A 20,168-nucleotide genomic window follows, 5' to 3' on the forward strand; every position below is an offset into this window, starting at 1 on the left:
CACAGGGAAGCGCCCCTCTCCGCCACTGCGTTGGTGCCGTGATGGACCCTGTCCCGTTTCCCTTCCTCGACCCGGTATCCGCCTTCCGCCGCTTCGCCGGACGCCCCCACGCCATGCTGCTGGACAGCGCCGCGGACGCGGGCGGGCGCGGGCGTTTCTCCACCATCGCCATCGACCCGGTGCGGGTGATCGAAGCCGTGGACGGGCGGGTGCGGGTGGACGGCGCCGCGGTGGAGGGCGCGCCCTTCGCCGTGCTGGAACGCGAACTGGCCGCGCGCCGTGGCGGCAGCGGGTGCGCGGTGGGGTTCCTCGGCTATGAGCTGGCGCGCGGGCTGGAGCGGCTGCCGGCGCGTCACGGCAACCCGGATGGCCTGCCCGACATGGTGGTGGGGTTCTACGAGACGGTGGCCGTCTTCGATCACCATGAGCAGCGGGCCTGGACCACCGGCCCGGACGCCGCGGCGCTCGCCGGGCAGCTCGCGGCACCGCCCCTGCCGGCCGAACCGGTTTCGGTAACCGCCGCCTGGACGCCGGACCTGGACCGCGCCGCGTACATGGCGCGGGTCGAGCGGGTGTTGGAGTACATCCGCGCCGGCGACATCTTCCAGGCCAACTTCACCCAGCGCTTCATGGCGCCGCGGCCGGCGGAGGTGAGCGCCTACGCGCTGTACGAGCGGCTGCGCGCGCTCAGCCCGGCGCCCTTCGCGGCGTTCCTGAACTGCGGCCCGGCCTTGCGGATCGCCAGCGCCTCGCCCGAGCGGTTTCTGCGTGTGTCGGCGGATGGGCGGGTGGAGACCCGGCCGATCAAGGGCACCCGCCAGCGCCACCCCGACCCGGCCGCCGACCGCGCCGCGGCGGAGGAACTGCTGGCCAGCCCCAAGGACCGCGCCGAGAACCTGATGATCGTCGATCTCATGCGCAACGATCTGGCGCGGGTGTCCGAGGTGGGCTCGGTGCGCGTGCCGGAACTGGCCGGGCTGGAGAGCTTCGCCTCGGTGCATCATCTGGTGTCGGAGGTGACGGCGCGGCTGTGCCCCGGCCTCGGGCCGGTGGATCTGCTGCGGGCCGCCTTTCCCGGCGGGTCGATCACCGGCGCCCCGAAGGTGCGCGCCATGGAGATCATCGACGAGTTGGAAGAGTCGCGCCGCGGCGCCTATTGCGGCAGCGTGGTGCGCATCGGCTTCGACGGGTCGATGGACAGCAGCATCGTCATCCGCACCCTGTCGATCACGCCCGACGCGGTGATCGCCCAAGCCGGCGGCGGCATCGTCGCCGACTCCGACCCGGCCGCGGAATGGGAGGAGATGCTGGTCAAGATCCGGCCCCAGCTGGCCGTTCTGGGAGGAGCCTGGGCATGACTCATCTGTGGCTGAACGGCGCGTTGCTGCCGGAGACGGAGGCGCGCATCGCGCCGGCCGACCGCGGCCTGCTGCTGGGCGACGGCCTGTTCGAAACGTTGCGCGTGGCGGCGGGCCGGCCGGTGCGTCTGGACCGCCACCTCGCCCGCCTGCGCGCTGGGGCGGCGGTGCTCGGCCTGCCGGTGCCGCTGGACGATGCCGGCATTGCCGCGGCGATGGCGGCGCTGCTGGAACGCCGCGGACTGGCGGACGCCTCCTTGCGCCTGACGCTGACGCGCGGGCCGGGGCCGCGTGGCCTGCTTCCGCCCGTCGAGCCGAGCCCCACCCTGCTCATCACCGCCGCTCCGCTGCCGCCGCCCCTGCCGCCGGCCCGCGTCGTGGTGGTGCGGGACACCAGGCGGAACGAACACTCGCCGTTGGCGCGGATCAAGTCGCTGAGCTATCTCGACGGCGTGCTGGCGCGCCAGGAGGCGGCCCGGCGCGGTGCCGACGACGCGCTGCTGCTGAACACCGCCGGCCGCCTCGCCGAGGCGTCCGCCGCCAACCTGTTCCTGGTGCTGGACGGCGTATTGGTGACGCCGCCGGTGAGCGAAGGCGCCCTGCCCGGCGTGATGCGCGCGGCGGTGCTGGACGCGGTCGCGGTGGTCGAGCGGCCGGTCGCGCCGGACGAGCTGTCCCGCGCTGACGAAGTCTTCCTGACCAGCAGTCTGGGCGTCCGCCCGGTGGTCGCGGTGGACGGCACGCCGGTCGGCGGCGGCCGGCCGGGAGTGCGGACGATGGCGGTCGCGGAGGCCTGTGATCCAGCGGGCGCTACGGGGTAGGTGGACCGGGCTACCCCGCCTTTTCCTCGGCTGAAGACGCGCCCGCGGCTTAGCTTCCAGGCACGGAGTGTCCAGCCCGCGGAGCCCAGCCCATGTTCAAGGACCCCATGAGCGATGACAGCATCGGCCTGCGCCCTGCGGCGCGCTCCGGCTCGCTGGCGTGGCTGGCGCCGGTGTCGCTGATGCTGCTGATCGCGGCGGCGGTGCCGGTGCTGCTGCCCGAGGTGCCGCCGCTGACCGACTACCCCAATCATCTCATGCGGCTGCACGCCATCGCGTATCTGGACCTCGATCCCGACCTGTCACGGTTCTACCGCATCCAATGGGGCATCCTGCCCAACCTGCTGATGGATGTGCTGGTGCCGCCGCTGGGCACGCTGATCGGCATGGACGCGGCGTTCAAGGCCTTCGTCGTCGCCATGTTCGTGGCGCTGGTGTCGGGCAGCTTCGCGCTGTACCGGGCGGTGTGGGGGCGGCTGGAGCTGGGGCCGCTGGCGGCGTTCCTGTTCCTCTACACCGTCGCCACCTACATGGGCCTGTTCAACTACCTGTTCGGCCTGGGGATGGCGCTGTGGGCACTGGCCGCCTGGGTGGCGGTGTCCGGGCGCGGGCCGCTGACGCGCGCCGCCGTGTCGCTGGCAGCCGTGCCGCTGCTGTTCTTCGCCCATCTCTTCGCGCTGGGGATCTACGGCTTGGGCTTGCTGGCTTATGAGTCGTGGCGGCTAACCGCCACAGGCACCTGGACCGAGCCGCAACGGCTGATTCCCGATCTGGCGGCGTTCGGCCTGCCATTGCTGATCGGCCCTGCCCTGCTGCTGCAAAGCCCCGCCGCGGACTTCGCCGGGGCGTTTCTGTGGGTGGGCAGCGCCAAGCTGATGGGGTTCGACTGGCTGTTCGGCGCCTATGCCATGCCGATCGGCGTGGTCACCGGGGCCGCGGTCGCGCTCGGCCTCGCCTGGGGGCTGTGGAGCGGCGCGCTGCGCCTTCATCCCGCCGGCTGGATCGTCATCGGTCTGGGACTCGCAAGCTTTGCGGCGCTGCCGCTGGTGCTGTTCGGGTCGTATTTCGCCGACAGCCGGTTGCCGGTGGGCATCCTGTTCCTCGCCATTGGCTTCGCCCGCTGGGAGTTGCCGAGCGCCGCCGCACGCAGCGCCTTCGTGGCCGTGATCGCAACCTTGGCGCTGCTGCGCTGCGTCGACGCCGGCACCGCCTTCGCGCGGATCGAGCCGGACCTCAAGGACATGCGCCAAGCCCTGACGCTGATCCGGCCGGGCAGCACCGTGCTGGTCGCCATCGCCGATGGGGTGGAGCGCCGCTCGCTGTTCCGTCACACCCAGTACACCGACGACCGCGTGGTGTCGCTGGGCCTGCACCACATGCCGGTGCTGGCGATGGCGCGCGGCAGCTACGTCTCGACCGCCTACGTGCACCCCGGCAAGCAGGTGCTCCAGATCCGGGACGAGTACGCCGACCTGGACAGCTCGATCATCGCCTCTCTGCCGCGGACGACCGACCTGCTGGCCGCGACGCTGGAGCCGTGGACCCAGGCCGACCGCTACTGGGGCCGCTGGACCACGCGCTTCGACACCGTGGTGGTGCTCTACACCGCACCGTTCATGGACAACCCCGTCCCCGGCCACCTCGTGCTGGCGCACGAGGGCCGGATGTTCAGGATCTACCAGGTAAAGCCTTAACGCCGGAACAGGAACTCGCGGCCCACCTTCACGCGCTTCTCGCCGTCGTATTCGATGATATCGGCCGTGGCGTAGGTCTCGGCCCAGCGCTCGGGCAAATAGCTGCCGGTGCCGATCATGTTGACCGGGGCGTTGGCCTCGGCCATCACCCGGCACTTGGCCGGGCTGAAGCCCGACGACGCCACGATCCTCACCGCCGGGAAGCCGGCCTCGTCCAGCTTCTCGCGCACGTAATGGATCGCCGCCGCCGAGACGCCGGTGCCGATCAGGTAGCGCAACTGCGTCTCGTCGCGATAGCCGCGCACGGCGTGCGGCGCGTGGCGCTCCAGCACCGCGTAGGAGCCCGGCGGGTCCAGCCCCTCGACGAAGCGGCCGCCCGGCGTGTCGAGCCTCACGGACAGCTTGCCCGCCGCCGCCAGCTTGGGAAAGCGGCGGCACACCTCCAGCCCGTCGGTGATCTCGCGGCCGAAATAGTCGACCAGCACGGTCAGCGGCAGGTCGGGGAAGGTCTCGTTGAACATCTCCGCAGCGCGCAGCGTCGATCCGGCGTAGCCGATCAGCGCATGCGGCATGGTGCCCATGCCCTTTTCCTGGCCGAAATAATGCGCGGTGGCGTCGGTGGCGTTGGCGATGAAGCCCTTGGCCCCCACCTTGCGCCGCGCCCGCGCCGAACCGACCGAGGCGGCGTAGGCCATGATCTCCGCCATTTCCGTACCGGCGCAGTGGCGCGCGTCCATGGCGAGGAAGGCGACGCCCGGCAGGTCGGCGCACATGGTGAAGGCGTTGTAGGCCGCCACGCAGGCCGGACCCAGCTTCATCAGCAGGATCGTTTCCAGATCGACCAGATGGTAGAAAGAGCCGGTGATGTACATCATCGGCTCACCCGCCCCCACCCACTTGCCCTCGGGGTAGTTGAGCTGGACGTCGACCTCGCTGCCGCGCTCGCGGCACACGCCTTCGAGCCATTCGATGGCGAGGCGCGGCGCGCAGACCACCGGGCGGCGCATGAACACCGCGTAGGTGACGCGCTTGTCGCCGAACTTGCCCGCCGCTTCCTTGGTCCGCCGGAAATAGGTGTCGGTCCAGTCGCTCACCGCCGCAGCGGAGGGATGGGTGGGCACGCCCTTCCGCATCGTCTCGTCCATCGAAATCCCTTCCCTGTCTTGAACAACCGTCGGGGCGCTTCGTGTCGCCCGGCCGTTCCGGCGGATCGCTGGCCCGCACTGTAGGAGGGATTTCGCAAAAGGAAAAGGCGCGCGGGCCGTAGGGACCCGCGCGCCTTGTCTGATGAATGCCCCGGAGATTACTCCGCCGCGGCCGCCGCGGCGCGGCGTTCGGCGTCGCGCTCGACACGGCCGCGCTTCAGCTCCTCGGCCAGCAGGAAGGCCAGTTCCAGCGACTGGCTGGCGTTGAGGCGCGGGTCGCAGGCGGTGTGGTAGCGCTGCGCCAGCTTGTGGTCGGTAATCGCCTGGGCGCCGCCGGTGCACTCGGTCACGTCCTGGCCGGTCAGCTCGAAGTGCACGCCGCCGGCGTGCGTCCCTTCGGCCTGATGGACGGCGAAGAACGCCTTGGCCTCGGTCAGCACGCGCTCGAACGGACGGGTCTTGTAGCCGTTCGACGACTTGACCGTGTTGCCGTGCATGGGATCGCACGACCACACCACCTTGCGGCCCTCGCGCGTCACCTTGCGCAGCAGCGGCGGGAACTTCTCCGCCACCTTGTCGGAGCCCATGCGCACGATCAGCGTCAGACGCCCAGCCTCGTTGGTCGGGTTCAGCACGTCGATCAGGCGGATCAACTCGTCCGGGTCGGTGGTCGGGCCGCACTTCACGCCGATGGGGTTCCGGACGCCGCGCAGGAACTCCACGTGCGCGCCGTCCAACTGGCGGGTGCGGTCGCCGATCCACAGCATGTGCGCGGAGACGTCGTACCAGTCGCCCGACGTGCTGTCGACGCGGGTCAACGCCTGCTCGAACGGCAGCAGCAGCGCCTCGTGGCTGGTGAAGAAGTCGGTCTCGCGGATCTGCGGGGTGGTGTCGGCGGTGATGCCGCAGGCGGCCATGAAGGCCAGCGCCTCGTCCAGGCGCTGCGCCAGATCGTGCATGCGCTCACCGGCCGGCGAACGCTCGACGAAGCCCAGCGTCCACTGGTGCACCTTGTGCAGGTCGGCGTAGCCGCCCTGGGCGAAGGCGCGCAGCAGGTTGAGCGTCGAGGCGGCCTGGGTGTAGGCCTGCATCATGCGCTCGGGATCGGGGATGCGGGCATCGGCGGTGAAGTCGAAGCCGTTGATGATGTCGCCGCGGTAGCTGGGCAGCTCGACGCCGTCCACCGTTTCCATGTCGGCCGAGCGCGGCTTGGCGAACTGGCCGGCCATGCGGCCGACCTTCACCACCGGGATGGCCGCGCCGAAGGTCAGCACGATGGCCATCTGCAACAGCACGCGGAAGGTGTCGCGGATGTTGTTGGGGTGGAACTCGGCGAAGCTCTCGGCGCAGTCGCCGCCCTGGAGCAGGAACGCCTTGCCCTCGACGGCCTGGGCCAGCGACGCCTTCAGACGGCGCGCCTCACCGGCGAAGACCAGCGGCGGGTAGGCACCCAGGCGTTCGAGCACGGCCTCGACCTTGGCCGGGTTGGGATAGACCGGCATCTGCATGGCCGGCTTGCTTTTCCAACTGTCGGGGGTCCAACGCTCCGCCATGACACGCACTCTTTCCGCTAGAACTGCCGCGCATTAGGCCGGGGACCGGCCGTGGGGGTCAACCCTATACGTCCTGGGACGGATTTTTTCCACCCCTTCCCGAATCGGGGACGGCGAAGGCCCGAAAAAGCGCCCTCGCCCCGTCGCCGGGCGGCGGCTATAAACGGGAAACGTCCGACCTCATAAGGGTTCGCTCCCGTGAAAGCGTCGTCCTGGGCACAAGCCGCGTCGGTCTATCTCCACCCGCGCATCCTCGCCATCCTGTTCCTGGGATTCTCCGAGGGGCTGCCGCTGGCGCTGACCGGCTCGACGCTGACGCGGTGGCTCAGCGAGGGCGGCATCAGCAAGGAGGCCATCGGGCTCTTCGCGCTGGTCACCGTCCCCTACGCGCTGAAGTTCGTCTGGGCGCCGATCATCGACCGGCTGCGCCTGCCGCTGGTCACCCGCCTGTTCGGGCGGCGGCGCGGTTGGGCACTGGTGACGCAGGGAGCGCTGGCGCTGGCGTTGCTGGGCTTGGCGGAAACCGACCCGGCGGTCGATCCCTGGTGGACGGCGCTGCTCGCCGTCGTCGTCGCCTTCTGCTCGGCCAGCCAGGACATCGTCATCGACGCCTTCCGGGTGGAGAGCCTGCGCGACGACCAGCAGGGCGCCGGGGCGGCGACCCTGGTGCTGGGATACCGCTTCGGCATGCTGGCGTCCGGTGCCGGGGCGCTCTATCTGGCGGAGGTCGTCGGCTGGCACACCTCCTACACCGTCATGGCCGGACTGATGGTGGTCGGCATGCTGACCATCCTGCTGAACCCGGAACCCGCCGCCCCCACCTCGCGCGAAGCGCAGGCGCGTGAGCGCCACGTCGCCGAGTGGCTGGCGGCGCGCCCGCACATCGCCGGACGGCGGGCCGAGCTGCTGGCGTGGCTGTACGGCGCGGTGGTGGCGCCGTTCGCCCAGTTCATGACGCGGCGCGGCTGGATCCTGATCCTGCTGTTCATCGCCACCTACAAGATGGGTGAAGTGATGGCCGGCCAGATGTCCCAGCCCTTCTACAAGGAGTTGGGCTTTGAGAAGAGCGAGGTGGCCGCCGTCTCCAAGGTGTTCGGCCTGTGGGCGACCATCGTCGGCGGGCTGATCGGCGGCGTCTTCGTCAGCCGGGTCGGCGTGCTGCGGGCGCTGCTGACCGGCGGTGTGGCGCAGATGCTGTCCAACCTCGCCTACGTGCTGCTGGCGTGGTCCGGGCACGACGTGGTGATGCTGGCGGTGACAGTGGCGATCGAGAACGTCTGCGCCGGCATCGCCACCGCGGCCTTCGTCGCCTACCTGTCCAGCCTGTGCAACGTCGCCTACACGGCGACGCAATACGCGCTGCTCACCAGCTTCACCAAGGTGGGCGGCGACCTGTTCGGAGCGAGCAGCGGCTATTTCGCCGCGCACATGGGCTGGATCGGCTTCTTCCTAGTGGCGACGGCGGCGTGTGCGCCGGCACTGATCGTACTGGTGCTGTACCAAACGCGCGCCGGAGGTTCCGATCCGGTGGCGGAGCCGGCGGCGGCCGGCTCCGCGGAGTAAGGCTCAGACCTTCTTGGTCTTGCCGGCACCCGGCCCGGCGCCCAGATCGGCGCCCGTGACCGGGTCGAGGTCGGTGCGCGATTTGGTGCGCGCCGCCACCTTCTCGATGGCTTTCATCTCCTCGGCGGCGAGGCGGACCGTCGGGTTGCCGTCGCCGCCGTTGACCGGCTTCTGGTCGGCGCGCATCTCGACGAATTCCCACTGGTCGCCCTGGTTCCAGGGGCCGCGCATGTCGCCGGTGCCCGTGCTCATGTTGTAGTACTTGTCGGTGTACTCCGGTTTGCCCGGCAGCTTGCCCGGCGGGAAGTTGTTCTCGATGGAGTACAGCGCCTTCTCGAACATCTTCTGGTGCGCGACCTCGCGCGTCATCAGGAAGCCCAGGGCGTCCTTGACGCCGGGGTCGTCGGTGACGTTGATCAGGCGTTCGTAGATGATCTTGGCACGCGATTCGGCGGCGATGTTCGAGCGCAGATCGGCGGTCGGCTCGCCGATGGAGTCGATGTAGCCGGCGTTCCACAGCTGCCCGGCCGAGTTGGTCAGCGCCGGCCCGCCGCCGTAGAGGATCGACAGCGTGTGACTGCCATTGCCCTGGGTGATGTTGGCGTAGAGGTCGGCGGTCGCCTCCGATCCTTCAGCCAGCTTGCCCTTGGTGCCCTTGGTCAGCATCGCGACGATGGAGCCGATCACCTCCAGGTGGCTCAGCTCCTCGGTGGCGATGTCGATGAGCATGTCCTTGCGGCCCGGATCCTCGTCGGCGATGCCTTGCGTAAAATAGCGCATGGCCGCCGCCAGCTCGCCCTGCGGACCGCCGAACTGCTCCAGCATCAGGCTGGCGAGCTTCGGGTTGGGCTCGGAAACGCGCACCGTGTACATCAGGTTCTTGTTGTGCATGAACATGAGGGGGAAGTCCTTCCGCCGTGCGGTGAGGGGGTTCCCCGACAACAGAACCCTGTTTAGAAGCGTTCCAATTATACCATTCGGACAGGGCCGGGAGGGGAATAATCCTCCCGGCCCTGTTGGTTCATAGCTTTTGCGGCTCCTGCACCTTCTCGCGCATCAGCACGAACTCTTCCGCGGTGGAGGGGTGCAGCGCGATGGTGCGGTCGAAGTCGGCCTTGGTGGCGCCCATGTTCAGCGCGATGGCCAGCCCCTGGACGATCTCCGGCGCGTCCATGCCCATCATGTGGCAGCCCAGCACCCGCTGCGTCTCGCCGTCCACCACCAGCTTCATCATCACCCGCTCGTCGCGCCCCGACAGCGTGTGCTTCATCGGCCGGAAGCCGGTGCGGTAGATGTCCACCTTGGCGTGCTTCGCCCGCGCCTCGGCCTCGGTCAGGCCGACCGTGCCCAGCGGCGGCAGCGAGAAGACGCCGGTCGCCACGTTGTCGTAGCCGATGCGCATGGGGTTGTCATTGTACAGCGTCTCGGCCAGCGCGCGGCCCTCGGCGATGGCGATGGGGGTCAGCGCCATGCGGTCGGTGACGTCGCCAACGGCGTAGATGTTGTCCACGCTGGTCCGCGACCACTCGTCCACCTTGACCGCCCCGCCCTCGTCCAGCGCGACGCCGACCTCCTCCAGGCCGAGGCCGGCGGTGTTCGGCTTGCGCCCGGTCGCCGCCATGACGAGACCGGCGGAATGCTCGCGGCCCAGGTGGTCGGTGATGGTGAAGCCGCCCGGCCCCTGCTCCACCTTGACGGGCTTGGTGCGGGCGATGATCTCGATGCCGCGCTTGCGCATCTCCTGCGCCAGCGCCACGCGGATGTCGTCGTCGAAGCCGTTCAGCAGCTCCTCGCCGCGGATCATCAGCGTCACCTCGGCGCCCAGGCCGCGAAAGATGCTGGCGAACTCCACCGCGATGTAGCCGCCGCCGAGGATGATCACCTTGTGCGGCAGGCACTCCAGGTGCAGCGCCTCGTTCGAGGTGGCGGCGTGCTCGATGCCGGGGATGTTGGGAAGCGACGGCCAGCCGCCGGTGGCGATCAGGATGGTCTTGGCGGTGTAGCGCGCGCCGCCGACCTCGACGGTGTGGCGGTCGACCAGCCGGCCGAAGTTCTCGAACAGTTTGACGCCCGAGGACTCCAGCATCTTGATGTAGACGCCGTTGAGCCGGTCGATCTCCTTGTCCTTGTTGGCGATCAGCGTCGGCCAGTCGAAGGCCGGCACGTGGCTGTCCCAACCAAAGCCGCAGGAATCGGTGAAGGCGTCGCGGAACTGGCTGGCGTAGACCAGCAGCTTCTTGGGCACGCAGCCGCGGATGACGCAGGTGCCGCCGACCCGGCTGCCCTCGCAGATCGCCACGCGCGCGCCAAAGCTTGCGGCCCGCCGGCTGGCGGCCACGCCGCCCGATCCGGCACCGATCACGAACAGGTCAAAATCGAAATCCGCCACGGCGGTCTCCTTGCCTTCCTTGCTTGGCAGGGATGGTGGGGGTTTCCGAGGCGGCTGTCGAGTGGGCAACGTGAGGAACAGCGCTGGGGTCAGCGCATGACCAGCTTCTGGAGCAGCACCTGCTGCACGCGCATGGGCCGCAGCTCGCGGTTGGCGGCGGCGCTGACCACGTCCTTGACCCGCTGCGTACCGGACGGCCCGCGCAGCTCGTCGGCCTCCACCTCGACCATGCGGGCGTTCAGCGCGTTGGCGATGTGCAGGACGTGCGCGTCCAACTCCTTCTTTTCCATGGCGCGCGGCAGTTCCAGCACGATGTTGAGGTCCACCTGGCGGACGAACCGGCCGTCGGTCAGCGCGAACTCCAACGGCGGCAAGGGGGCGTAGACCGGCCCCGCCATCTTGCCGGCGTGCGCCGTCTTGACGCCCACCAGCATGAAACCGCCGAACCCGGTAACCGCCAGCCCGGCCATGATCACCGCGAGGATCAGGAGACCACGGGGAAACGAACGCTCGGAAGAAGGCGCTTCCAACCTCAGGTTCGCGGTCCGGGCCATGGTCTCTGTCCCCTTCTCATCCCTCGTCCGCAGCGGATCGCCGGGCGGGGTTGACAGTGACTTTATTGAGACCTGATGGAACCGTCAAATAAAGGTATTTTATACTGTTGGATGCTAAGAATTCTTGCTTTGTAAAGACGTATCACTTCATTTTGTCTTTGCACCGGAACTGGTTCGATTTTCGTAGCTGATTTGAATAAAATGCCGAAGCATCGCAGAGGTCAGCGAATGACCATGCGCTCCAGCAGCACGTCGCGCACTTTGATCGTGCGGATCTCGCGATCGACGACCGAGGTGATGGTGTTCTTCATCAACTGGGCGCCATCGGCGCCGGTGAGGCGTTCCGGTTCGACCTCGCGCATGCGGTCGCTCAGCCGGTCGGCGATGCGCGCGGTGTAGGGGGCGGTGACCTTGGGGTCCACCGTGGGGTCCAGCTCGATGCGGACCCGCAGATCCATGGTGCGACCGCCACCGCCCAGCGCCACCGACATCTCCGGCAGGACCGCGTAATTCTTCTTCGCCCCCATGCGCGCCGTCACGTCGCGCTCGTCGGAGTGCTGCGACGCCCTGACCACGACGACGCTGACGCCGCCCAGGCTCGCCAGCAGGAGCAGAAGGAGCGTGATGATGACCGGGAAGCTGAGGGCGATGGCCTCACCGTTCCCTCGCCGAAAAACGATCCGCACAGCGCCTCGCCCGCCCCGCATGGGGTCCGATATCCCAACATGGTCACTATGGGACGAATCGGGGGGCGGGTCAAACGCCGAGGTTGCGAATGGTCCGCCCCGCGTTCAGGGTCATGCGCGGCCGAGGCCGCCCATGCACAGGTACTTGATCTCCAGATACTCCTCGATCCCGTATTTGGAGCCTTCGCGGCCGATGCCGCTCTCCTTCATGCCACCGAAGGGGGCGACCTCGGTGGAGATGATGCCTTCGTTGATGCCGACGATGCCGTACTCCAGCGCCTCGGCCACCCGCCAGACGCGGCCGATGTCGCGGCTGAAGAAGTACGCGGCCAGCCCGAACTCGGTGTTGTTGGCCATGCGCACCGCCTCATCCTCGGTCTTGAAGCGGAACAGCGGCGCCACCGGGCCGAACGTCTCCTCGCGGGCCACCTTCATGGCCGGCGTCACGTCGGCGAGGATGGTCGGCTCGAAGAAGCTGCCGCCCAACTGATGCCGCTTGCCGCCCAGCACGATCCGCGCCCCCTTGGACAGCGCGTCGTCGATGTGGTCCTCCACCTTCTCCACCGCCGCCATGTCGATGAGCGGCCCCTGCTGCGCCCCCTCGGTGGTCAGGCCGGGGCCGACCTTCAGGGCCTGCACCGCCTCGGCCAGCTTGGCGGCGAAGGCGTCGTAGACGCCGTCCTGCACCAGCAGCCGGTTGGCGCAGACGCAGGTCTGCCCGGTGTTGCGGTACTTCGACGCGATGGCGCCGGCCACCGCCTGATCGAGGTCAGCGTCGTCGAAGACGATGAACGGCGCGTTGCCGCCCAGCTCCAGAGACACCTTCTTCACCGAGCCGGCGCACTGCGCCATCAACTGCTTGCCGATGTCCGTGGAGCCGGTGAAGGACAGTTTGCGGACCGTCGGGTTGGCGGTCATCTCGCCGCCGATCTCGCGGGCCGAGCCGGTGACCACACCCAGAATGCCGGCCGGGATGCCGGCGCGCTCCGCCAGCACGCACATGGCCAGCGCCGAGAGGGGAGTCGCGGTGGCCGGCTTGATCACCATCGGGCAGCCGGCGGCCAGCGCCGGCCCGGCCTTGCGGGTGATCATGGCGGCCGGGAAGTTCCACGGCGTGATGGCGACGGTGACGCCCACCGGCTCCTTGATCACCACCAGCCGGCGGTCCGGCAGATGGTTGGGGATGGTATCGCCGTAGACGCGCTTGCCCTCCTCGGCGAACCACTCGATGAAGGAGGCGGCGTAGACCACCTCGCCGCGCGCCTCGGCCAGCGGCTTGCCCTGCTCCGCCGTCATGATGCGGGCGAGGTCTTCCTTGTTCGCGATCATCAGATCGTGCCAGGCGCGCAGCACCCCGGCGCGTTCCTTGGCGGTCTTCGCCCGCCATGCCGGCCAGGCGCGCTCGGCCGCCTCGATGGCGCGGCGCGTCTCGGCCGCGCCCATCAGCGGCACGGTGGCGAGCGGCGTGTTGTCGGCGGGGTTGCGCACCTCGACGGTGCGGCCGCTGTCGGCGTCCACCCAGCGGCCGTCGATCCAGCATTGAAAGCGCAGCAGCTCCGGGTCCTTGAGCCCGAGGCGGGCGGCGGTGTCGGCAGCGTCGTAGGGCATGGCGTCCCTCCCATGGGTGCGGTTCCTGGGAAGGACATGGGGCCGCCGGCCGGCTTGGAAACCAGGCGGGGGAAACTAGGCCGGCAACACCGGCACGTTGTCGATGAGGCGCGCCTTGCCCATCCAGGCGGCGGCGATGAGGCGCGCCGGGCGCTCGACACGGTCCACCGGCACCAGCGTGTCGGCGTCACGCAGTTCCACATAGTCGATCTTGCCGAAGCCGGCTTCGGCGATGCCGGCGGCGACGGCCTCCAGCGCCAGACCGGCCGGCGCGCCGCCGGCCAGCGCTTCGGCCGCCGCGGTCAGCGCGCGGTAAAGCGCCGGGGCGCGGGCGCGCTCGTCGGCGCTGAGGTAGGCGTTGCGCGACGACAGGGCCAGCCCGTCGGCCTCGCGCACGGTCGGCGCCCCCTCGACCCGCACGGGGATGTCGAGGTCGCGGGTAAAGCGGCGGATCACCTGAAGCTGCTGGTAATCCTTCTCGCCGAACACGGCGACGTCCGGCAGCGCCTGCAGGAACAGCTTGGTCACCACCAGCGCCACGCCGCCGAACATCTGCGGGCGGAAGGTGCCGCACAGCCCTTCGGCTGGGCCGCCCACGGTGACCGTGGTGCAGGCGCCCCCGGCGTACATCTCCGCCACCGATGGCGCGTACAGCAGATGGCAGCCGGCCGCTGCCAGCTTGGCCGCGTCACCAGCCTCGTCGCGCGGGTAGCGGTCGAAGTCCTCGTGCGGGGCGAATTGCGTGGGGTTCACGAAGACGCTGGCGACCACATGGTCGGCAAAGCCGCGGGCACGCTCGACCAAGGCCATGTGGCCGGCGTGCAGCGCTCCCATGGTCGGCACCAGCGCCACGGTTTGGCCCCGGCTGCGCCATGCGGCGACCTGGGCACGCAGGTCGGCCACCGTGCGCACGATGGGAAGGGTGTCCATGGCGGCCTCCTGTCGATCCGGAAAAACGGGTGCGCTCCAATAGTCCGCCGCACCCCCTGTTGTCCAGCTCAAGGCAGGACCGGCCAGTCCGCGAGACGGGAACGCCTGCCCCGCCCGCGCGGACGAAACGGGGATCAGCCCCGAACGGTCATGATCACCATGCCGGCGATGTAGCTCAGCGCCGCGACGGTGGCCACCAGCACGAGGATGTGCGGCGCGAACACCACGGCGGCGCCGATGAGGCCGAGCGCGATCACCAGGGCGACAACGGCGAGCAGGGAGGTGCTGAGGTTTTCCATCCGACGAATCCAGGCATGGGGAAAGATGGGCGCCCTTGTAAAGCAAGCGCGCCAAATTGTCGCGCATCTTTTTGCCGCGATGCAGCAAAATGGCGCAAAGGTTTCAGGGCCCGCCGGGGATGAAAAAAGGGCCGGAAGATCGCTCTTCCGGCCCTTTTCGAATTGGGATGGTGGGCGCAGTAGGGATTGAACCTACGACCCCACCCGTGTGAAGGGTGTGCTCTCCCGCTGAGCTATGCGCCCATCCCGCCGAGCGTGCCTTGGCACCCCCGGAAACCGCATCCCGCCTTGGAGCGAAGCGCCCCGCCGCGGTGGACGCCTATCTAAAGGGCCGCCCCGAGGATGTCAAACCGATTTTCGCGAGCTCCGCCATCGCCCTGCCCCGAAAAGAAAACGGGCCGCCCGATGGGCGGCCCGAGGTGCAGGGAGGAAACAAACGGAACCAAGATGGAGGTCAGTCATTCCGTACTCCCGTTATGCCTCCATCATGGTTAACAACAGGTTAATTTATCGCCTGTACCGGCGGTATACCCCTTGCGGATCATGGGTGCGCCACCACAAGCCCGATACACTCCGTCACGCAGCAGCCACAGTTGCAGGTTCATTAAGCCAAAAGCGGCGGATTCGCTTAATGGATCATTAACCACGTCTTCAGGGAAATTTAACCTTCCGCCCCCATCCGCTGCGTGACGCACCGTATCGCCCTGCCCTACTCCGTGTGCCACGGGCCACCCGGTTGGACAAAGCCCTCCACTTGATCGCGCAGCTTCTGCACCTGCGGCGGCGTCAACGTCAGGCCGAAATGCCCGCGCAACGCCTCGGCCAGCGCGCCGCGTGTCGGCCGCGCTCCGCTGGCGGACAGCAGACGGTAGATCGTGAAGCCGGCGACGTAGCGCTGAACCAGATCCGGCCGGCCGCGCAACTGACGAGTCTGCGGCGTGTCGGTGTCGCGGAGATGCGCGGCCAAACGGCGCGCCGCCTCGCGCGGGGTGATCTCCGGCAGCGCTGCCGCCGGTTCCGGTGGGGCGGCAGGCGCACCGGCGCGCCGGCGCCGCTGGCGGTCGCGCTCGCCGGTGCGCAGGTGATCGGCATAGGCCGCGTCGGCGTGGCGGCGGGCGGTGCGCTGCGCGTTGCTGCGGGCGTTGCGCTCGGTGCGCAGCCAGCGCTCGCGCTGGTCCTCGGAGGGCTCCGGCGCCCTGCCGAGCAGGAACGCGATCTCCTCCGGCGACAGCCGGGCGAGGTCGGTCAGATCCGGCGATTCCTCGTCGAACGGAGGGGGATCGGCCGGGCCGGTGTTGGGCGGGTCGGCGCGGTGCTGCTTGGCCATGCCAGCGTCAACACCGCGGACGGGGGTCAGGTTGCCAGACGCTCCAGCGCCGCCGGCAGTTCGGCGAAGCGGTCGATGACCAGATCGGCCCCCAGCCCGTGCACGTCGCCGCGCGGGTAGCCGAAACTGACCAGCACCACTGGAATGCCGGCGGCGCGTGCCGACAGCACGTCGTTGATGCCGTCGCCGACCATGGCGGCACGGTCGGAGCCCAGCGCCTCCATGACGAAGCTGACCGGGCGGCCATTCGGCTTGCGCTCCGGCAGCGTATCGCCGCCGGCCACTGCGCCGAACAGCGGCGCCAGCCCGACCAGTTCCAGCACCTTGCGGGTGATGCGTTCGGGCTTGTTGGTGCACAGGCCCAGCTTGACGCCGGCCCCGGCCAGCGCGTGCAGCGTCTCCGCCACGCCGGGATAGAGGCAGGACGGGTCGGCGGAGCGCTCGAAATAGATGTCGCCGTAGCGCTTCAGCGCCTCCGGCAGCGCCGCCTCGTCAACGCCGCCGGTGGCCTGGAAGGCGAAGCGCAGCAGGCTGGCCGCGCCGTCGCCGACCATGCCGCGCACCTGCTCCACGCTCAGCCGGTCGCGCCCGTAGATGGCGAGCGTGTCGTTCAACGCCTCGGTGATCTCGGGGGCGCTGTCGATCAACGTGCCGTCGAAATCGAAGACCAGCGCGGGAAACGGGGGCGTGGAAGAAACGGACATCGGCTGACGTTCCTTTGAACGGAAAGAAGAGGATTCGATAACACCGCACGGCCGGCAAGCTCAAGGCCGCGTCCATCGCCTTGTGGGCATCACTGGTCGTTGATGGACGCCCACCGATGCTCTAGACAGTCAGGCTCCCGGACGGGTCCGCGCCTATTGCAGCTTGACACAAAAGTTGACTTGGGCGCCGCGCGCCGTTTGTGGCAGTGAAGGAACGCGCGCACGCGCCAAGACCAACAGGGAAAAGCATGAGCCGACGTCCGCTCGCCTGTGTGATCCTCGCCGCCGGCAAGGGCACGCGCATGAAGTCCGACCTGCCGAAGGTGCTGCACCGCGTCGCCGGGCGCTCGATGATCGGCCACGTCCTGGCGGCGGTCGGCGCGCTCGATCCCGACCGCGTCGTCGTCGTCGTCGGGCCGGGCATGGAGGATGTCGCGGCGGCCGTCGCCCCCGCCCCCACCGCCGTGCAGGAGAGCCAACTCGGCACCGCCGACGCGGTGCGCGCGGCGTTCGGCCTGCTGGAGGGCTTTTCCGGCGACGTGCTGGTGCTGTACGGCGACACGCCGCTGGTCACCCCGGCCACGCTGCGCGCCATGGTGGACGCGCGCGCCCAGGCCAGCGACCCGGCGGTGGTGGTTCTGGGCATGCGCCCCGACGACCCCGGCGCCTATGGGCGCCTGATCCTCGACGCCGCGGGCGGGCTGGAGAAGATCGTCGAATACCTGGACGCCAGCGCCGAGGAACGCGCGGTCACCCTGTGCAACGCCGGCCTGATGGCCTTCGACGGCGCCCGCATGGCCGATCTGATCGGCCGCATCGGCAACGACAACAAGAAGGGCGAGTTCTACCTGACCGACGTGGTGCAGATCGCCCGCGCCGAGGGCCTCGCCTGCGCCGTGGTCGAGGGCAGCGCGCAGGAGGTCATCGGCGTCAACTCCCGCGTCGAACTGGCCGAGGTCGAGGCCATCATGCAGCGCCGCCTGCGCCGGACCGCCATGGAGAACGGCGCCACGCTGGCCGACCCGGACACCGTCTACTTCAGCTTCGACACGCACCTCGGGCGCGACGTGGTGGTGGGCCAGAACGTGGTGTTCGCCCCCGGCGTCCGCGTCGGCGACGGCGTCGAGATCAAGCCGTTCTGCCATCTGGAGCAGGTGACGGTGGACCAGGGCGCCATCCTCGGCCCCTACGCCCGCCTGCGCCCCGGCGCGGTGATCGGCGCCGACGCGCACATCGGCAACTTCGTCGAGATCAAGAACGCCACGGTCGAGCCCGGCGCCAAGGTCAACCACCTGACCTACATCGGCGACGCGCGGGTGGGTGCGAAGGCCAACATCGGCGCCGGCACCATCACCTGCAACTACGACGGCTTCGGCAAGTACCACACGGACATCGGCGAGGGCGCCTTCATCGGGTCGAACTCGTCGCTGGTCGCCCCGGTCAGCATCGGGGCGGGCGCCATCGTCGGCGCCGGCAGCGTCGTCACCCAGGACGTGGCGGCGGAGTCTTTGGCGGTGGCGCGCGGGCGTCAGCAGACCTACCCCGGCTGGGCCGCCGACTTCCGCGACCGGAAGCGTCGCGAGAAGGCGAAAAAGAGCTAAGGTAAAGCGTTTTTTCTGTCAGGAGACGGGTTTCATGTGCGGCATCATCGGCATCCTCGGCACCCACGAAGCGGCCCCGCGTCTGGTCGAAGGCCTGCGGCGGCTGGAATACCGCGGCTATGACAGCGCCGGCGTCGCCACCCTGGTCAACGGCCACATCCAGCGCCGCCGCGCCGAGGGCAAGCTCGTCAACCTCGACATGAAGCTGCGCGACGACCCGCTGTCCGGCATCGTCGGCATCGGCCACACGCGCTGGGCCACCCACGGCGGCCCGACCGAGAACAACGCCCACCCGCACGCCACCAAGCGCGTCGCCGTCGTCCACAACGGCATCATCGAGAACTACGCCGAGCTGAAGGCCGAGTTGCAGGGCCACGGCCACGTGTTCGAGAGCGCCACCGACACCGAGATCATCGTCCATCTGGTGACACACTACCTGGACCAGGGCATGACGCCGGTGGACGCGTCCTCGGCGGCGCTGAAGCGATTCGAGGGGGCGTTCTCGCTGGCGCTGATCTTCGCGGGCGAGCACGAGCTGATGATCGGCGCCCGCCGCGGCACGCCGCTGGCCGTCGGCTACGGCGAGGGCGAGATGTACCTGGCCTCCGACGCCTTCGCGCTGGCGCCGCTGACCAACCGGCTGACCTATCTGGAGGACGGCGACTGGGTGGTGCTGAGCCGCTCCGGCGCCGTCATTCGCGACGCCACCGACGCGGTGGTCGAGCGCCCCGTCAAGACCTCGTCGGTGTCCGGCGCGCTGATCGGCAAGGACGGCTACCGCCATTACATGCTCAAGGAGATCTATGAGCAGCCGCAGGTCATCGGCGACACGCTGAACGCCTACATCAACCCCGAGACTCACTACATCAGCCTGCCCGAGTTCCCGTTCGACATTTCCAAGGCGACGCGGCTGACCATCGTCGCCTGCGGCACGGCCTACTATGCCGGTCTGGTGGCGAAGTACTGGTTCGAGACGCTGGCGCGCATCCCGGTCGAGATCGACATCGCCTCGGAGTTCCGCTACCGCGAGGCGCCGATGCCCGAGGGTGGTGTCGCGCTGTTCATCTCGCAGTCCGGCGAGACCTTGGACACGCTGGAGGCGCTGCGCTACTGCAAGCGCCAGGGCCAGCACATCCTGTCCATCGTCAACGTGCCGGAGAGCACCATCGCCCGCGAGAGCCACGCGGTGCTGATGACCATGGCCGGCCCGGAGATCGGCGTCGCCTCCACCAAGGCCTTCACCACGCAGCTCACCACGCTGGCCTGTCTGGCCGCGGTGGTCGGCCGTGCGCGCGGCACCATCGCGCCGGAACGCATGAGGGAGATCGCCAAGGCGCTGCGCGAGGTCCCCGCCCGCGCCGCCGAGGTGCTGGCCCACAACGAGCGCCTGAACGAGCTGGCGCAGGAGGTCTCCGAGGCGCGCGACGTGCTGTACCTCGGCCGCGGCGCCATGTTCCCGCTGGCGATGGAAGGCGCGCTGAAGCTGAAGGAAATCAGCTACATCCACGCCGAAGGCTACGCCGCGGGCGAACTGAAGCACGGCCCGATCGCGCTGATCGACGAGGCGGTTCCGGTGATCGTGCTGGTGCCCTCGGACGGGTTGTTCGACAAGGTGGTGTCGAACGTGCAGGAGGTCTGCGCGCGGTCCGGCAAGGTGCTGCTGATCGCCGACAAGCGCGGCATCGACCGCCTGGGCGACCGCGTGCGCTGGTCGGTCGAACTACCGGCCTGCGACCCGCTGGTGGCACCGATCCTCTACGCCATTCCGGTGCAGTTGCTGGCCTACCACACCGCCGTGCTGAAGGGCACGGACGTCGACCAGCCGCGCAACTTGGCGAAGAGCGTTACGGTGGAGTAAGGATGGAGAGGGTCAGGGGCACGCTGTCTGCGGACGCCAATGTTTCATCCTGGACCCGAATGTGTCATCGTGACGCAT

At 69.1% G+C, this 20,168-nt stretch carries 17 protein-coding genes and 1 tRNA gene; 6 read left to right on the forward strand and 12 right to left on the reverse strand.

The window, feature by feature from the left end:
• Positions 1-41: 41 nt before the first annotated feature.
• From pabB to ACSVDD_RS21205, 3 genes are all read left to right on the forward strand, one after another.
• Positions 42-1,358: an aminodeoxychorismate synthase component I gene (gene pabB, locus ACSVDD_RS21195; RefSeq protein WP_448191382.1), complete on the forward strand. Its 1,317-nt coding sequence runs from the start codon at positions 42-44 to the stop codon at positions 1,356-1,358.
• The gene (locus tag ACSVDD_RS21200; protein ID WP_448191383.1) at positions 1,355-2,179 is read left to right on the forward strand and encodes an aminotransferase class IV; all 825 of its coding nucleotides are present in this window, start codon (positions 1,355-1,357) and stop codon (positions 2,177-2,179) included. Before pabB ends, ACSVDD_RS21200 begins: the two co-directional genes overlap by 4 nt.
• A 92-nt stretch (positions 2,180-2,271) precedes the next feature.
• Complete coding sequence (locus ACSVDD_RS21205; RefSeq protein ID WP_448191384.1) at positions 2,272-3,873, forward strand: hypothetical protein; 1,602 nt, start codon at positions 2,272-2,274, stop codon at positions 3,871-3,873.
• Here ACSVDD_RS21205 and ACSVDD_RS21210 read toward each other — a convergent pair.
• The gene (locus ACSVDD_RS21210; RefSeq protein ID WP_448191385.1) at positions 3,870-5,018 is read right to left on the reverse strand and encodes a beta/alpha barrel domain-containing protein; all 1,149 of its coding nucleotides are present in this window, start codon (positions 5,016-5,018) and stop codon (positions 3,870-3,872) included. The genes ACSVDD_RS21205 and ACSVDD_RS21210 overlap by 4 nt on opposite strands.
• Positions 5,019-5,176: 158 nt before the next feature.
• Positions 5,177-6,571, reverse strand: a complete 1,395-nt coding sequence (locus ACSVDD_RS21215; RefSeq protein ID WP_448191386.1) for a class II 3-deoxy-7-phosphoheptulonate synthase — start codon at positions 6,569-6,571, stop codon at positions 5,177-5,179.
• Positions 6,572-6,769: 198 nt separating this feature from the next.
• Between ACSVDD_RS21215 and ACSVDD_RS21220 the strand changes: the two genes are divergently transcribed.
• Positions 6,770-8,134: an AmpG family muropeptide MFS transporter gene (locus ACSVDD_RS21220; protein WP_448191387.1), complete on the forward strand. Its 1,365-nt coding sequence runs from the start codon at positions 6,770-6,772 to the stop codon at positions 8,132-8,134.
• A gap of 3 nt (positions 8,135-8,137) precedes the next feature.
• Here ACSVDD_RS21220 and ACSVDD_RS21225 read toward each other — a convergent pair whose 3' ends face one another.
• The 10 genes from ACSVDD_RS21225 to ACSVDD_RS21270 all read right to left on the reverse strand — a co-directional run bounded on the left by ACSVDD_RS21225 (position 8,138) and on the right by ACSVDD_RS21270 (position 16,631).
• A complete protein-coding gene (locus ACSVDD_RS21225) occupies positions 8,138-9,031 on the reverse strand; it encodes a manganese catalase family protein (RefSeq protein ID WP_448191388.1) in 894 nt (297 codons plus the stop codon).
• A 124-nt stretch (positions 9,032-9,155) separates the two neighbouring features.
• Positions 9,156-10,523 (reverse strand): glutathione-disulfide reductase, encoded by a 1,368-nt coding sequence (gene gor / locus ACSVDD_RS21230; protein WP_448191389.1) that lies wholly within the window; start codon positions 10,521-10,523, stop codon positions 9,156-9,158.
• A gap of 89 nt (positions 10,524-10,612) precedes the next feature.
• On the reverse strand, positions 10,613-11,077 hold the full coding sequence (locus ACSVDD_RS21235) for a flagellar basal body-associated FliL family protein (protein WP_448191390.1): 465 nt from the start codon (positions 11,075-11,077) through the stop codon (positions 10,613-10,615).
• Between the two features lie 221 nt (positions 11,078-11,298).
• A complete protein-coding gene (locus tag ACSVDD_RS21240) occupies positions 11,299-11,763 on the reverse strand; it encodes a flagellar basal body-associated FliL family protein (RefSeq protein ID WP_448191391.1) in 465 nt (154 codons plus the stop codon).
• A gap of 111 nt (positions 11,764-11,874) precedes the next feature.
• Positions 11,875-13,371, reverse strand: a complete 1,497-nt coding sequence (gene gabD, locus ACSVDD_RS21245; RefSeq protein ID WP_448191392.1) for an NADP-dependent succinate-semialdehyde dehydrogenase — start codon at positions 13,369-13,371, stop codon at positions 11,875-11,877.
• A 75-nt stretch (positions 13,372-13,446) separates the two neighbouring features.
• Complete coding sequence (panC, locus tag ACSVDD_RS21250) at positions 13,447-14,301, reverse strand: pantoate--beta-alanine ligase (RefSeq protein WP_448191393.1); 855 nt, start codon at positions 14,299-14,301, stop codon at positions 13,447-13,449.
• 134 nt (positions 14,302-14,435) lie between these two features.
• Positions 14,436-14,600, reverse strand: coding sequence for a hypothetical protein (locus ACSVDD_RS21255; protein WP_448191394.1), 165 nt, complete (start codon positions 14,598-14,600; stop codon positions 14,436-14,438).
• 168 nt (positions 14,601-14,768) lie between these two features.
• Positions 14,769-14,843: transfer RNA gene (locus tag ACSVDD_RS21260), tRNA-Val, on the reverse strand.
• Between the two features lie 466 nt (positions 14,844-15,309).
• Positions 15,310-15,927, reverse strand: a complete 618-nt coding sequence (locus ACSVDD_RS21265) for a hypothetical protein (protein WP_448191395.1) — start codon at positions 15,925-15,927, stop codon at positions 15,310-15,312.
• Positions 15,928-15,953: 26 nt separating this feature from the next.
• On the reverse strand, positions 15,954-16,631 hold the full coding sequence (locus tag ACSVDD_RS21270; RefSeq protein ID WP_448191396.1) for an HAD-IA family hydrolase: 678 nt from the start codon (positions 16,629-16,631) through the stop codon (positions 15,954-15,956).
• A 248-nt stretch (positions 16,632-16,879) separates the two neighbouring features.
• Here ACSVDD_RS21270 and glmU point away from each other — a divergent pair, with 248 nt between their 5' ends.
• Both glmU and glmS read left to right on the forward strand, forming a co-directional pair.
• Complete coding sequence (gene glmU / locus ACSVDD_RS21275) at positions 16,880-18,232, forward strand: bifunctional UDP-N-acetylglucosamine diphosphorylase/glucosamine-1-phosphate N-acetyltransferase GlmU (protein WP_448191397.1); 1,353 nt, start codon at positions 16,880-16,882, stop codon at positions 18,230-18,232.
• Between the two features lie 34 nt (positions 18,233-18,266).
• Positions 18,267-20,090 (forward strand): glutamine--fructose-6-phosphate transaminase (isomerizing), encoded by a 1,824-nt coding sequence (gene glmS / locus ACSVDD_RS21280; RefSeq protein ID WP_448191398.1) that lies wholly within the window; start codon positions 18,267-18,269, stop codon positions 20,088-20,090.
• Positions 20,091-20,168: the final 78 nt, after the last annotated feature.

This window comes from Azospirillum terrae (assembly GCF_053470425.1).